General features: G+C 64.5%; 16 protein-coding genes. 10 read left to right on the top strand and 6 right to left on the bottom strand.

Features of this window, described 5'->3' with window-relative positions:
- Positions 1–44 precede the first annotated feature (44 nt).
- The 5 genes from B5G43_RS17825 to B5G43_RS11535 are packed head-to-tail and all read left to right on the top strand — an operon-like array spanning position 45 to position 3,595.
- Positions 45–260 (top strand): hypothetical protein, encoded by a 216-nt coding sequence (locus B5G43_RS17825; RefSeq protein ID WP_087261606.1) that lies wholly within the window; start codon positions 45–47, stop codon positions 258–260.
- 14 nt (positions 261–274) lie between these two features.
- Entirely contained in the window at positions 275–598 is a 324-nt protein-coding gene (locus B5G43_RS11520) for a cyclic-di-AMP receptor (protein WP_087261514.1), read from the top strand.
- Positions 598–1,644, top strand: a complete 1,047-nt coding sequence (locus B5G43_RS11525) for a DNA polymerase III subunit (RefSeq protein WP_087261516.1) — start codon at positions 598–600, stop codon at positions 1,642–1,644. The genes B5G43_RS11520 and B5G43_RS11525 overlap by 1 nt, the downstream gene beginning before the upstream one ends.
- Positions 1,645–1,655: 11 nt before the next feature.
- The gene (locus B5G43_RS18140; protein ID WP_087261518.1) at positions 1,656–2,981 is read left to right on the top strand and encodes a stage 0 sporulation family protein; all 1,326 of its coding nucleotides are present in this window, start codon (positions 1,656–1,658) and stop codon (positions 2,979–2,981) included.
- Between the two features lie 56 nt (positions 2,982–3,037).
- A complete protein-coding gene (locus B5G43_RS11535) occupies positions 3,038–3,595 on the top strand; it encodes a sugar O-acetyltransferase (RefSeq protein WP_087261520.1) in 558 nt (185 codons plus the stop codon).
- 3 nt (positions 3,596–3,598) lie between these two features.
- Here the strand turns inward: B5G43_RS11535 and B5G43_RS11540 are convergent, their stop codons facing one another.
- Positions 3,599–4,465, bottom strand: coding sequence for a YihY/virulence factor BrkB family protein (locus B5G43_RS11540; RefSeq protein WP_087261522.1), 867 nt, complete (start codon positions 4,463–4,465; stop codon positions 3,599–3,601).
- A gap of 177 nt (positions 4,466–4,642) precedes the next feature.
- On the bottom strand, positions 4,643–4,906 hold the full coding sequence (rpsT, locus tag B5G43_RS11545) for a 30S ribosomal protein S20 (protein ID WP_164488740.1): 264 nt from the start codon (positions 4,904–4,906) through the stop codon (positions 4,643–4,645).
- A gap of 166 nt (positions 4,907–5,072) precedes the next feature.
- Between rpsT and gpr the strand changes: the two genes are divergently transcribed.
- The 5 genes from gpr to B5G43_RS11570 all read left to right on the top strand — a co-directional run bounded on the left by gpr (position 5,073) and on the right by B5G43_RS11570 (position 10,499).
- The gene (gene gpr / locus B5G43_RS11550; RefSeq protein ID WP_087261525.1) at positions 5,073–5,981 is read left to right on the top strand and encodes a GPR endopeptidase; all 909 of its coding nucleotides are present in this window, start codon (positions 5,073–5,075) and stop codon (positions 5,979–5,981) included.
- Positions 5,982–6,368: 387 nt separating this feature from the next.
- A complete protein-coding gene (locus B5G43_RS11555; RefSeq protein ID WP_087261527.1) occupies positions 6,369–7,790 on the top strand; it encodes a glycine--tRNA ligase in 1,422 nt (473 codons plus the stop codon).
- Between the two features lie 474 nt (positions 7,791–8,264).
- Positions 8,265–8,507 (top strand): hypothetical protein, encoded by a 243-nt coding sequence (locus B5G43_RS11560; protein WP_087261528.1) that lies wholly within the window; start codon positions 8,265–8,267, stop codon positions 8,505–8,507.
- Between the two features lie 64 nt (positions 8,508–8,571).
- Positions 8,572–9,858: a hypothetical protein gene (locus B5G43_RS11565; protein WP_087261530.1), complete on the top strand. Its 1,287-nt coding sequence runs from the start codon at positions 8,572–8,574 to the stop codon at positions 9,856–9,858.
- Positions 9,855–10,499 carry a pentapeptide repeat-containing protein gene (locus B5G43_RS11570; protein WP_087261532.1) on the top strand — a complete coding sequence of 215 codons (645 nt, stop codon included), beginning with the start codon at positions 9,855–9,857 and terminating at the stop codon, positions 10,497–10,499. The genes B5G43_RS11565 and B5G43_RS11570 overlap by 4 nt, the downstream gene beginning before the upstream one ends.
- Positions 10,500–10,552: 53 nt before the next feature.
- Here the strand turns inward: B5G43_RS11570 and B5G43_RS11575 are convergent, their stop codons facing one another.
- The 4 genes from B5G43_RS11575 to rnhA all read right to left on the bottom strand — a co-directional run bounded on the left by B5G43_RS11575 (position 10,553) and on the right by rnhA (position 14,263).
- Positions 10,553–11,587 carry a DUF4179 domain-containing protein gene (locus B5G43_RS11575; protein WP_087261534.1) on the bottom strand — a complete coding sequence of 345 codons (1,035 nt, stop codon included), beginning with the start codon at positions 11,585–11,587 and terminating at the stop codon, positions 10,553–10,555.
- Positions 11,581–12,081 carry a sigma-70 family RNA polymerase sigma factor gene (locus B5G43_RS11580; RefSeq protein ID WP_087261536.1) on the bottom strand — a complete coding sequence of 167 codons (501 nt, stop codon included), beginning with the start codon at positions 12,079–12,081 and terminating at the stop codon, positions 11,581–11,583. The genes B5G43_RS11575 and B5G43_RS11580 overlap by 7 nt, the downstream gene beginning before the upstream one ends.
- 107 nt (positions 12,082–12,188) lie before the next feature.
- Complete coding sequence (locus B5G43_RS11585; protein ID WP_158097421.1) at positions 12,189–13,658, bottom strand: leucine-rich repeat domain-containing protein; 1,470 nt, start codon at positions 13,656–13,658, stop codon at positions 12,189–12,191.
- Between the two features lie 167 nt (positions 13,659–13,825).
- A complete protein-coding gene (rnhA, locus tag B5G43_RS11590) occupies positions 13,826–14,263 on the bottom strand; it encodes a ribonuclease HI (protein ID WP_087261540.1) in 438 nt (145 codons plus the stop codon).
- Between the last annotated feature and the right edge of the window lie 3 nt (positions 14,264–14,266).

The raw sequence follows: 14,266 nt of genomic DNA on the forward strand, positions 1-14,266 counted from the left end.
GGCCGGAGCAGGCATGTTCCCCCCGCACCGCCCGCTTCGCCGCCGTGGAGACCCTCCCGGTGGGCCGGGCCGAGGGCCGCGTGGCCGCCGCCCAGGTGGCCCCCTATCCCCCCGGCGTGCCCGTCATCGCCCCGGGAGAGCGCGTGACGAAAAAAACTATCGCATATTTGAAACAAATAGGTTATAATATGGAGAAAGGCATGGAAGTTGTCTGCCTTTCAACGTGTGTTGTGTCATTCTCACATCGTGTATCACTCTGAGGAGGGATTTTACAATGAAACTGATTCTTGCGATCATCAACCACGACGACGCCAACGCGGTGACCCAATCCCTCACCAAGAACGGCTTCTCTTCCACCAAGCTGGCCACCACCGGCGGCTTCCTGATGGCCGGTAACGTGACCATCCTGGTGGGCGTGGACGAGGAGAAGGTCCAGACCGTCATCGACATCATCAAAGAGCAGTCCCACTCCCGCAAGCAGATGATCCCCACCACCACTGAGATGAGCTACGGCTACTATCCCTCCATGCCCGTGGAGGTCATCGTGGGCGGCGCCACCATCTTCGTGGTGGACATCGAGCGCTTCGAGCGCGTGTGATGGACCTGCGTGCCCTGGCGGGGAACGCCCCGCTGAAGCGGCAGCTGGACCAGGAGGTCCAGCGCCGCGGCCTGGGCCATGCCTACATCCTGGCCGGGCCTCCCGGCGTGGGCAAGCACACCCTAGCCCGGGTGCTGTCCGCCGCCCTGGTCTGCTCCGCCCGGGCGGGCGACCTGCCCTGCGGCCGCTGCTCCGGCTGCCGGAAGGTCTTTGGCGGCATCCACCCCGACGTGGTGCGGGTGTGGGACGGAGAGCGGGACATCAACGTGGCCCAGATCCGCGCCCTCCGCGCCGACGCGTACATCCGGCCCAACGAGGCCGGGCGCAAGGTCTACCTCCTGGAGGAGGCCCAGAACCTGAACGACAGCGCCCAGAACGCGCTGCTCAAGCTGCTGGAGGAGGGGCCGCCCTACGCCGCCTTCCTCTTCCTGACCGATAACGCCGCGGCGCTCCTGCCCACGGTGCGCTCCCGCTGCGAGGTGCTCACCCTCTCCCCCGTCACACCGGCGGAGGCGGAGGCGTACCTGCTGGAGCGCTACCCCGACCAGGACGGCGCCCGGGTGCGCCAGGCCGCTCGCCGCTGCGAGGGGCTGCTGGGCCGCGCCGTGGCCGAGCTGGAGGGCACCTCCGGTGGGGAGGACCCCCGCCGCAACACCGCCCTCTCCCTGCTGGACGCGGTGGCCCGGCGGGACGAGCTGGCCCTCTTTGAGGCCTGCGTGGCCCTGGAAAACGATAAAAAAACCTGGGATCGGGACGCGCTGGCCGCCCTGATGGACGAGTGCGCCCTGCTGTGCCGGGACGCGCTGGTGTGCGCCTCCGGCGTGGACGACGACTCCGACCCCCAGCGCCGGGAGGAGGCCCACCGTCTGGCCGCCGCCCTCTCCCCCGCCGCCCTTTTGCAGGCCATGGACCTCTTCCGCCGCCTGCGGGAGGCCTGCGGCTTCTATATCGGCGGCGGGCATCTGGCCGGTTGGCTCTGCGCCGCGCTGGCCGACCTCTCCGCCCCCGGGCCGGGAGGGAACCCCAAAACCCACAAGACAAGATGAGGTAATCCCCTATGACCGAGATCATCGGCGTTCGCTTCAAGAGCGGAGGCAAAGAATACTACTTCGACCCCCAGGGTACCGCCGTCCAGGTGGGCCAGGGGGTCATCATTGAGACCTCCCGGGGCGTGGAGTACGGCGAATGTGTCCAGGCCAATACCATGGTGGAGGACGACGCGGTGGTGCAGCCCCTGCGCCCCCTGGTGCGCATCGCCACCGAGAAGGACCTGGAGACTGTCCGCCGCAACCACGAGAAGGAGGCCCGGGCTTTCCGCATCTGCCAGGAGAAGATCCTGGAGCACGGCCTGGACATGAAGCTGGTGGAGGTGGAGTACAACTTCGACGGCAACAAGATCCTCTTCTTCTTCACCTCCGACGGCCGGGTGGACTTCCGCGCCCTGGTGAAGGATCTGGCCGGCGTGTTCCACACCCGTATCGAGCTGCGGCAGATCGGCGTCCGGGACGAGGCCAAGATGCTGGGCGGCCTGGGCATCTGCGGTATGCCCTTCTGCTGCTCCCGCTTCATGGACGAGTTCCAGCCCGTGTCCATCAAGATGGCCAAGACCCAGAACCTGTCCCTTAACCCCACCAAGATCTCCGGCACCTGCGGGCGGCTGATGTGCTGCCTCAAGTACGAGCAGGAGGCCTATGAGGACGCGGTGAAGCGCATGCCCAAGAACGACTCCTTCGTGGAGACCCCCGACGGCGTGGGCAACATCTCCCAGGTGAACCTCCTGCGGGAGATGGTCACCGTGCGCCTGGACGACCAGCCGGAGACCCCCAAGTGCTACCAGAACTGCGAGATCCGCGTGGTGCGCAACGGCAAGGGCAAGCGCCCCGAGGACTATACGCCCCCTCCCCCGGAGGAGCTGGCCAAGCTGCGCCGGGAGGTGGCCCCTGTGGAGACCGAGGAGGACCGGCTCTCCGCCGCCCTGGCCAACCTGACCCTGGCCGAGGAGGGCCACTCCGCCCCGAGCGAGGGTGAGGGGGAGCGCCGCTCCCGCCGCCGCCGCTCCCGGAGCCGGAAGAGCTCCGGTGAGGGAGGCGCACCTGCGGCCCCCGCCGGCGGCGACAATGCCGCCGAGGCCCAGCCCAAGGCTCCCGCCCCCCGCAAGAGCGAGAGGGCCAAGGACCGGCCGCCCCGGCCGCCCAAGCCCCGCCCGGAGAAGGCCCCCCAGGCCGCTCCGGCCAAGGAGGGCGCCCCCGCGCCTCAGCCCCAGGGCCAGCAAGCCCAGAGCGGCGAGGGGGAGGGCGAGAAGCGGCCCCGCCGCCGCTATCGCCGCTACCGCGGCAAGCCCAAGGGGGAGGGCGGAGCCCCCGCCGCCCCCAAATCGGAGTAAACGAAACGTCCCGCCGGAATTCCGGCGGGACGTTTTTTGAACAAGGAGGTATTTACATGTCTGAATGGGATAAGATGGTGTCCGGCCAGCTCTACAACGCCGAGCTGGAGGACCTGCCGGAGCGGCGGGCGCACTGTAAGCGGCTGTGCCACGCCCTCAACCAGCTCCCCCCCGACCAGAAAGAGGCACGCACCGCCCTCCTGCGCCAGATTTTAGGCAAGACCGGAGAGCGCTTCCATATCGAGCCCACCTTCTGGTGCGACTACGGGACCAACATCACCGTGGGCGAGGATTTCTATGCCAATCACAACCTGGTCATCCTGGACTGCGCCCCGGTGACCTTTGGCGACCACGTGTTCATCGCCCCCAACTGCGGCTTCTACGCCGCCGGACACCCTTTGGACGCCCCCACCCGCAATGCCGCCCTGGAGTACGCCAAGCCCATCACCGTGGGTAATGATGTGTGGTTCGGCGGCAACGTGGTGGTGCTGCCCGGCGTGACCATCGGCAATAATGTGGTCATCGGCGCGGGCAGCGTGGTGGTCCACGACATCCCCGACGGTGTGGTGGCGGTGGGCAACCCCTGCCGCCCCATCAAGAAGGTGGACGGCTGACCGCTACTCCCGCTCCCACTTCATCCGCTGGAGGTAGCGGCGCTTCTTCCGGGTGTACCACACGCAGTTAAAGACATTGCCCAGGATGATGATGTTGCCGCACAGGTAGAGCCACACCAGCAGAATGATGACCGAGGCCAGGGACCCGTACACTAGGGAGTACCGGGAGGACATGCCGATGAACCAGGAGAAGAGGGCCGAGGCCCCCACCAGAGCCGCCGAGGCCAGCAGGGCCCCGCTGAACACCGGCGGGCGGGGCTTGCCCCGGGGGGCGGCCATGCGGTAGACCAGCAGGATGAAGAGGAGCACCAGGCTGAACAGGGTAAAAAAGCGCATCCACTGCCAGTTCAGCAAAAGCTCCAGCACCGCCATCCAGCGGAACCGGGACGCCACGGTCATCAGCCACTCGCCGGTGAGGACCACCACCATGGAGAGGTAGATGGTCAGCAGCAGCAAAACGGAGAAAATGACGCTGGCCAGGATCTGCCGCACGCCCCGGTAGCTCTTCCGGTCATAGATGTCCTCCATGATGTTCATCAGCGCCCGGAAGGCCGCCGACGCGGAGTACACCGTCATGCCCAGGCCGCCGATGAGCAGGGCTCTGGACTGATTGTGGCCGATGTAGTTCAGGTAGTCGGTGAGGATGCCCAGGCTCTCCCGGGGGAACACCGGAGACACCGCGTCCACCAGGGTGTTGGGGTCCAGGTCCAGCTGACCGATGAAGTAGTTGACGCAGATGAGGAGGGGGAAGAAGCTGAGGATGAGGAAATAGGCCAGCTCGGCGGCGGAGCGGGACACCCGCTTTTCGAAGTAGATCTCCACCAGGTCGGCCACGAACCGCACCGGCGGCCAGAGTAGGAACCGCTTCATCTTCTCTCTCCCTTCTCCCTTTGATTGTTCTATTATCCCCCATTTTGGGGACGAAGGCAATCAAAAAAGAGGGACAGCTCCCGCTGTCTCTCCCGAATCATCCCGGCAAAGTTCCGCCGATACGTAAAAAACCGCCTGCAATGCAGGCGGTTCTTCTCTTTGACCATATCCTAAAAATCAGGCCAGCTTGTTCAGCTTCACGGTCATAGCGCTCTTCTTGCGAGCAGCATTGTTGCGATGCAGCAGACCATGACCCACAGCCTTATCGACAGCCTTGACGGCCACCTTGTAAGCGCGATCGGCCTCGCTGCGGTTGCCTTCGACCACCGCGGCCTCAAACTTCTTGATGTCGGTCTTCAGCGCGGACTTCGCAATCTTGTTCTGCATGGCCTTGTTCTTGTTGACCAGGACACGCTTCTTAGCAGACTTAATATTCGGCAAACCAAACACCTCCTCCGATGACGATTTGCACGGTCACCCATGCATTTTTATATTTTAGCAGTGAAGTGGGAAAAATGCAACTGTTATTTTTGATTTTGTGGAATTTTTTCTCCGCCCCTCCCTGCTGCGGCAGGTTTTCGGGCGCGGAGAGGATGGGAGGCCGTCTATGAAACTGATGCGCAGGACCGATCTGGCCGACGAGGCCCACGCCCTCTGGAAGGAATCCGCCGGTGCGGAGACCGCTCTGCCGGGGGTAAAAGCCCGGGAGGAGGAGAAAAACGGCTGTCCGGTGACCCGGGTGGACATTCTGGACGAGGCGGGGGCCCGTGCCCTCGGCAAGCCGGTGGGGCACTATGTCACGTTAGACCTCACCGACCTCAAAAACCGGGCGGATGGTGCCTTTTCCCGCTCGGTAGAGGCGGTGGCCGGGGAGCTCTCCGCCCTCTTGAAGGACCTCCCTCCTGACGCGCCGGTGCTGGTGGTGGGGCTGGGCAATCGGGCCATCACCCCCGACGCGGTGGGCCCAACAACCACCGACCACACCCTGGTCACCCGCCATCTGGTGGAGCAGGTGCCGGAGCACTTCGGGCACCTCCGCCCGGTGGCGGCGCTGGCGGCGGGGGTGCTGGGCACCACCGGCATGGAGAGCGGGGAGCTGGCCCAGGCGGTGGCCGGGCGGCTGAATCCCGCCGCCATCATCGCCGTGGATGCCCTGGCCTCCCGCAGTCTGAGCCGGGTGTGTACCACCGTCCAGCTCTCCGACACCGGCATCGTCCCCGGCTCCGGCGTGGGCAATCACCGAAAAGCCCTGGACCGGCATACTCTGGGGGTGCCGGTCATCGCCGTGGGGGTGCCCACCGTGGTGGACGGGGCCACCCTGGCCCTGGACCTGCTGGGCGGGGACGGCGAGACCCCCGACCCCGCCGTCCTCCGCGGCGCGGGAGCCGACGTGGTGGTCACCCCCCGGGACATCGACCAGCGAGTGGCGGACCTCTCCAAGGTGGTGGGCTACGCCATCGACCTGGCCCTCCAGCCCTCCCTCACCCTGGAGGACGCGGAGATGCTGTTAAGCTGAAACCCTTGTCGCATCCTGCCGCTTTTGGGAAAAATAGAAAGGGTTCGTCTTTTTGCCTTGACGGGCGGGGGAAAAGGTGATAGAATACGGTACAAATCAGCCAAAGGTATTGACCGGGAGGAGTACGCATGGTCCCGGCCTGAGAGAGAAGCCGTCTGGTGCGAGGCTTCCGAAGGGCCGTGCGGAAGGCGCCCGCGAGCCGTGGGGAGGCAATGCCCCACCGGTCCCCGCCGTTACCGGGTTTGAGAGCGGAGCGCCCCGGCGCTTCGAATTCAGGTGGAAACACGGACTTTGTTCGCCCTGAGCCATTGCGGCTCAGGGCGTTTTTTCATCTGTGGATTCCACCCCCCTGCCCCGTAAAAAATCAAGCGAAGGAGTTTGATCAGAATGAAAAACACCGACAAGACCATGGAACAGATCGTTGCCCTGTGCAAAGGCCGCGGCTTCATCTTCGCTGGCAGTGAGATCTACGGCGGCCTGGCCAACACCTGGGATTACGGCCCTCTGGGCGTGGAGCTGAAGAACAACGTCAAGAAGGCCTGGTGGAAGAAGTTCGTCCAGGAGAACAAGTACAATGTGGGCCTGGACGCCGCCATCCTGATGAATCCCCAGGTGTGGGTGGCCTCCGGCCACGTGGGCGGCTTCTCCGATCCTCTGATGGACTGTAAGGAGTGTAAGGAGCGCTTCCGCGCCGACAAGGTCATCGAGGACTGGTGCAAGGAGAACAACTTCGACCTGGGCCACAGCGTGGACGCCATGAGCCAGGCCGAGATGAAGGCCTTCGTGGAAGAGCACCAGATCGCCTGCCCCTCCTGCGGCGCCCACAACTGGACCGACATCCGTCAGTTCAACCTGATGTTCAAGACCTTCCAGGGCGTCACCGAGGACGCCAAAAACACCGTGTATCTGCGTCCCGAGACTGCCCAGGGCATTTTCGTCAACTTCCAGAACGTGCAGCGGACCACCCGTCGGAAGCTGCCCTTCGGCGTGTGCCAGGTGGGTAAGTCCTTCCGCAACGAGATCACCCCGGGCAACTTCACCTTCCGTACCCGCGAGTTCGAGCAGATGGAGCTGGAGTTCTTCTGCCAGCCCGGCACCGAGCTGGATTGGTTCGCCTACTGGAAGGACTTCTGCAAGCAGTGGCTGCTGGGCCTGGGCATGAAGGAGGAGAACCTCCGCCTGCGCGACCACGACCCCGAGGAGCTCTCCCACTACTCCAACGCCACCACCGACTTCGAGTTTGTGTTCCCCTTCGGCTGGGGCGAGCTGTGGGGCGTGGCTTCCCGGACCAATTTCGACCTGAATGCCCACCAGACCACCTCCGGCAAGGACATGACCTACTTTGACCAGGAGAAGAACGAGCACTATATCCCCTTCGTCATCGAGCCCTCCCTGGGCGCCGACCGCGTGACCCTGGCCTTCCTGGTGGACGCCTACGACGAGGAGGTCGTGGACGCCGAGAAGAACGATGTCCGCACCGTGCTGCGCCTGCACCCCGCTCTGGCTCCCTTCAAGTGCGCCGTGCTGCCCCTGTCCAAGAAGCTCTCCGAGCCCGCCCAGAAGCTGGTGGAGGAGCTCTCCAAGGACTTCATGGTGGACTACGACGAGGCCGGCTCCATCGGCAAGCGCTACCGCCGCCAGGACGAGATCGGCACCCCCTACTGCATCACCGTGGACTTCCAGACCGTGGGCAGCGACACCGAGGAGGCCGACCACTGCGTCACCATCCGCGACCGCGACACCATGGAGCAGGTCCGCATCCCCATCGACCAGGTCAAGGCCTATATTGCCGAGCATATCGCTTACTAAGACTTTTTGTGCTCGCCGCACAGGCCGCCTGCTCGGCGGGAGCACCGCTTTCTTTGCAAAGAAAGCGGTAGGAAAGAAAGCCCAGAGGGGGGATACCCCCCTCTGGACTCCCCCAAAACGCTCCCCGGCTTTCATTCTTCTGCGGCGGTATTTCCAAAGTGCGGCGTGGCCAATTCCGGGCTTTCCGCCTATCCGGAAAGCGTTGTACCCTGGCATAAGACAGGTGGCCGAAGGCCGCCCACTTGGAGGGGAGTGGAGAGGGGAACGAGAAGTTCCCCTCTCCGCCTTTTCTTTCCCCCATTTCTTTTCGCGAAAAGAAATGGGGCGCTGTCCGCGCAGGACGCCCGCCCGGCGAGGGCATACCCCTTCGGCAGCCTTCAGGCTGCCTTTTTTACTTTGTCACCCTTTTGTGGTGACCTTTTTGCCCCTTTCATGGTATCATCTAAACAGAACCAGAGGAAAGGTGGGATCTCTGTGAAGCGAGGCTGGATTACCGTTCTGCTGTTCGTTGTGCTGGTGGCGCTCATGCTGATTTACCAAGTGGTGACCCACACCTTTGACCCCTTTCAGACCGTGGTAGCCATACTCTGCCTGCTCATTCTGGCGGAGGAACAATACCGCGCCAGTAAGAAAAAAAAGAACAAAGTGGCCGATATTGTCTCACTGGTCGCGGCCTGCCTGCTCGTCCTGCTCTGGGTGGTCTCCCGGTTTTCCTGATTGTCCCGGCCTGCTTCGTCCGAGATTCCTCAACAAACCACCCCCACCGGGAAAGGAGGTACCCATGAAACGCGCTGTCTCTTGCCTGCTCACCCTGTCCGCCCTGCTGCCGGCTCTGCTCCAGCCGGCCAGCGCCAACTCCGCCCCCACCCGCTGGGACGGCTCCCCCGGCTCGGAGGTACTGGCGGTGGAGGAAAACTGCCCCATCTCCGTCACCCACGAGGACCTGTCCTTCCGCATCACCGAGAATATCCACTACTCCCTGCACGCCCGTGTGGAGGCCATTTACCAGATGGAGAACCCCACAGCGGAGGCTCAGCCGGTCCAGATGGCCTTCTCCCTGGAGGAATCCATCCACGACTTCGACCCCGACGCCGTGTCTGTCACCGCGGACGGCAAACAGATCCCCTTCCAGCTGGTGTGGGACGGCGTCTCCCCCGACTATGTCCCCGAAACCTTTGACCCCAACCAGACCGGTACCCTCTACACCTTCACTCTGGCCGAGCCGCCGGAGGATGCCGACAACGACCTGACGCTGCTCTCTCCCACCGGGTTCCTGTGGGTGACCTATGACGGCATCCGTTCCTATTCCGGCGAGGTGGACGGCACCTCCACCCTGGGCACCAGCACCGGGGCCACCGTGTGGGTGTATGCCCTGGACGGAAACCTGGACTACACCGTCACCGGTGAGTACACCGTGGAGACGGAAGAACTGCCCTTTGCCCAGCACTTCCGCGCCTATCTGGATAAGCGCTATGAGGGCCGCTATACCGACCATCTGGACGCTCTCACGGCCTACAAATACCACCAGCTGGAGAAGGAATGGGCCAATCTCCCGGTGGTCATGGCCGACTGGCCGGAGAACTATGACTACTCCGACATCCCCCTCCAGTTCCTCTACACGGTGGCCTTCCCCGCCCATGAGACGGTGGAGGTAGCGGTGGCCTACAACACCCGCAGTGACGGCGTCCGGGAGGGCACGGCCGACTGGCAGCACACCTTCACCTATCTCCTCTCCCCCGCCCAGCACTGGGCCTCCTTCGGCACCCTGGACCTCACCGTAGACGCCGCGGAGAGCGGCTATCCCTATGTGATTTCCTCCTCCCTTCCTCTGGAGGAACAACCCGACGGCTCCTACGCCGCCCACAGCGAGGGGCTCCCGGCGGAGGACCTGTCCTTCACCCTCTACTCCGCGCCGGAGCTCTCCCTCTCTGACCGCATTACCTCCGCTCTGGGCATCACCACCTACACCCTGGCCTTCTTCCAGTTCCTGGCCGTTCCGGTACTGGTGATCGCCGCCGTGGTGGTGGTGCTGGTGCTCCGGCACCGTCGAAAGAAGGCGAACCGATGAAGTTGGAACCGCCCCACATCCCGGCCCAGACCTGGGAACAGGAGCCTCAGGCACTGGAGCGGCTTCTGGACCGGGAAGAAGTCCTCAGCGGCTGCTGGGAGGGGTGCGACCTTTCGGGGCTGGACGCCCGGGGGGCCACCCTCTCCGGGCTGTGGCTCAAGGGCTGCACCCTGCTGGAGTGCGACTTCACCGGCGCGGACCTCACCGATGTGCGTTTCACCGGCTGTGATCTGTCAGGCTCCCGCTGGGAGGAGTGCGGCTGGTACCGCTGTGCCCTGGAGGATTGCCGGGCCCTGGGGGCCCAGTTCGCCCGTTCCTCCCTCCGCGCGGTGTCCTTCACCGGCTGCCGTCTGGCCGGGTCCGGCTTCGCCGCCCTGCGGGCCCGGCAAACCCTTTGGAAGGGGTGCGACCTGAGCCGCTGTACCCTCACCGCCGGGCAGCTCAAGGACGTGGCCTTTTCCGACTGCGATCTCACCGCCGCCCAGCTCTTCCGCACCCCGCTGAACGGGATCGACCTCACCTCCTGCCGTCTGGACGGGCTGGTCCTCTCGGACGGCGCCCCCGAGCTGCGGGGGGCCATCGTGGACCGCTGGCAGGCCGCGGAGCTCGCCCGCTTTTTAGGGCTGGTGCTCCGGGGTTGATGGAAAAAGAGCCCCCGCCGGGACGAGGTTCGTCCCGGCGGGGGCTTTTTGTGTTACGGGTTCACGGGGAGGGTGAGGTCCCCGATGGTGATGCTCGCCACCTCATCCAGCGAGAGGATGGCTTCGAAAATGTCGCTTCTCTGGCACACGATCACCTGGTCCTGGGGGCGTACCGAGCCGCCGGCGTTGGAGAGATCCACCGTGCTGCCGTCCTTCATGGTGAGGGAAATGGGCACAGTTTGGAAATGGTCGTTGCTCCAGACCTCGTCGCTGGCTCTGGTGTCGGGGACGGTATACTCCACCAGGAAGGACAGCGGGGAGAGCTCCACCCGGTCCAGCGTGGCCTCCACACCGTCCAAATTGACGGTCTGGCCCGCCGGGAGCTGGATGCTGGAATCTTCAAAGGCGAACTGGAACTTGAAGCTCCACTTGCCGGACACCAGGGTCTGCTTGTTGGAGTAGTCGCCGTCCGGGAACACACACAGACCCTGCAGCGTGACCTTGGCGGTGCCGGGCTGGAGGGGGCCGTCAGCGGTGCGCAGCTCCACATACTGCACGGCGTTGTCGGCGGGGTCGGCGTCGTAGAAGTAGGAGGTGCCGTGCATTCCGCCCATGTGGCCCACATCCGAGTCGGCCTCCTCAAAGGTCATGGGGAGATAGCCCAGCTCATTGGGGGCGATGCCCTCGGCCAGAGGCTCCCCGTCCGTGCGGGCGATGGTGTAGACGATGGCGTAGCTGTACGTGTCGCCCAGGATGGCATCAGCGGTGATGGTGATGCCGTCCACGGTGTCGGAGGCCCCCACGGGGTAGCCGATGCGGTCGATGATCTCAGTCTGGGCGGGGGCGCCGCCGAACACCCCGGCAAAGGCCTCGCCCGCGCTCTTCAGAACGCCGGTGGCCGCCGCGCCCACCCCCAGGGCCAGCACCAGCGCCGCCGCGGCCCCCACCGCCACCATACGGCGCAGGGGAAGGACCTTGTGCTTCGGCTTGGGGGATTCCATGGCCGCCATCAGGCCGTCCACCATGGAGTTCTTCTCTTCCCGGGTAAAACGCAGGTCATTCATGGACTCACGGTAGGATTTCAACATACAAATCCCTCACTTTCCAGCAGTGTACGCAGTTGGGCACGGCCCCGGCTCAGCCGGGTGGACACGGTGGCGGGACGCTCGCCCAGTAGTTCGGCGATCTCCCGGGCGTTGTAGCCCTCGTAGTAGTAGAGATAGAGGACGGTGCGGTACTTGGGCGGCAGCAGCTCCATCGCCGCCAGTAGGCTCCCCTCCTCGGCCTGGGGGGCGGGCACCTGTCCCGCCGCGTCCAGGTCCACGGTGGTCCTGTGCCAGTGACTTTTCAGCACGTCCTTGCAGGTGTTGATGGCCGAGCGGATGAGAAAGGCCCGCTCGTGCTCCGGGGAGTCAAACTGCCGGGGCTTCTCCAGCAGCTTCAGAAAGACCGTCTGGCAGATGTCCTTGGCGTCCTCGGTGCTTTTCAGATAGGTATAACTCAGGCGGAGGATGAGGTCGGAATAGGTGTTGACCAGCCGCTCAGCCTCCGCGCGGCTCCATGTGGCTCCCGTGTTGCTCACTTCCTTTGCTCTGGTTTCAAAGCGCTTTCACCTGCAATACGATTGGGGCGGGGGATTTTTCTTCACGTTCAGAAAAAAAGAGCAGACCAGGTCGGTCTGCTCTTTTTTTACAGGGAGCGGAAGGCCAGGCCCTCCTGCTCCGCGAAGGTCTGTGCGTAAGACCCCGCCGGGGCGCGGAGGGTGACCTGCTCACACTTCAGGAAGGCCGACGGGGCGATGCGCTCCACGCTCCCGGGGAGGGTCACCTCCCGCAGGCCGGTACAGCCGGAAAAGGCAAAACTCCGCAGCTCGGTGAGCCCCTCCGGGAGCTCCACCGAGCGCAGGTCGGTGCAGCCCTCCAAGGCGTACTCCCGGATGACCTTCAGTCCCGCCGGGAAGCGCACCTCCATCAGGCCGGTGCAGCCGTGAAAGACCTCCTCGCCCAGCTCGGTGAGCCCATCCGGCAGGCGCAGGGCGCTCAACCCGGTACAGCCGAAAAAGGCCCAGTCCCCCAGCTCGGTGAGCCCCGCCGGCAGGGAGGCCGCCAGCAGGCCGGTACAGCCCCGAAAGGCGTGGGCCCCCACCCGCTCCAGCCCCGCGGGAAAATCCGCCACCGTCAGGGCCGCGCAGTTTTCAAAAGCCCGCTTGCCGATGTCCCGCAGGAGCGCCGGAAGGTGGAACCGCCGGAGGGACACGCAGCCCGAAAAGGTCTCCTCCCGGATCTCCCGCAGCCCTTCCGGCAGGGTAACTTCCCGCAGGGCGGCGCAGCCCAGGAAGGCAAAGGCGCCCAGCTGCTCCAGTCCCTCCGGCAGGGCGATGCGGGTAAGGCTGGTGCAGTTGGCCAAGGCCCCGCTGCCCAGCTCCCGCAGGCTCTCCGGCAGGGTCACGCCGGTCAGCCCGGTACAGGCGGCAAAGGCGGAGTCCCCCACCTGGGTCACGCCCTGGGGCAGGGATACCTGGGTCAGGCCCATGCAGCCATAGAACGCTCCACGGCCGATCTTCCGCAGGCTGTTGGGAAAGACCACGCCGGTCAGGTCGGTGCGCTCGGCAAAGGCCATCTCCTCCACCTCCAGCACCCCTTCCGGGATGACCAGCACGTGGTCCTCCTCCGGCTCCGGTGTGGTGAGACAGGGCCGGTTCTCCTTCTCTTCTTCCGCTTCAAAGGGGATCCCATGTTTTTCCGCCCACCGCTGGGCACAGGAGCCCGCCGGGGCGTGGATGGTCAGAGCCGTGTCGCCCTCAACCGCCTCTTCTGTGGCCTCTGATTCCTCCGGATGTTGCACCCGAATCAATCTGCCGCAGCTTCCAAAGGCATCCCGTCCGATTTTCTCCACGCTTGCCGGGATGTGGACCTCGGTCAGGCGAAAGCAGCACTGGAAGGCATCCGGACCGATCTCCCTCAGGCCGTGCGGAAACTCCAAATGAGTCAGCTCTGTACAGCAGACAAAGGCTTTTTCTCCAATTTTCCGCAGGCTTTGCGGAAAATCGACCTGAGTCAGAAAGCCTTGCAGGGCAAAGGCCATCGGTTCCAGCTCCGTCACCCCCTCCGGGATGACCACCCGTCCGTCGGGGTCGGGGCGGAGTTCGCCCAGCTTCAAGTTTTTTTTCTCTTTCCCATCCATCTTATCACGCTCCCATTCCCGAGATCTCACCGTAAAGAAACAGGCGGCCCGCTGGGGGCCGCCCTATTTTCTGCCGTGGTACGTTTTTGGAGGGTCCAGAGGGGTATCCCCCCTCTGGACTTTCGCTCCTGATGTTGCCGGACTTACCGGAACTTCTTACTCTCCGCCACGGCCAGCTCGTCGCAGCGGTTGTTATACGGGTTGTCGGCGTGGCCCTTGACCCAGTGGAGGTGGACCGTGTGATACTCGCACAGGTCCAGCAGCACCTCCCACAGATCCGGGTTGAGGGCGGGCTTTTTGTCGGACTTGATCCAGCCCCGGGCCCGCCAGCCCTTGGCCCAGCCCTTCTGGAGGGCGTCAATGACATACTTGGAGTCGGAGTACAGCTCCACCACACAGGGCTCCTTGAGCGCCTTCAGCGCGGTGATGACCCCGGTGAGCTCCATGCGGTTGTTGGTGGTGTGGGCCTCGCCGCCGGAGAGCTCCTTTTTGTGGGGCCCGTACTGGAGGATGGCCCCCCAGCCGCCGGGGCCGGGGTTGCCCGAGCAGGCCCCGTCGGTGTAGATGGTGACCTCTTTCATCGG

The organism is Flavonifractor sp. An92 (assembly GCF_002159175.1).
Taxonomy (GTDB): Bacteria; Bacillota; Clostridia; order Oscillospirales; family Oscillospiraceae; genus Pseudoflavonifractor_A.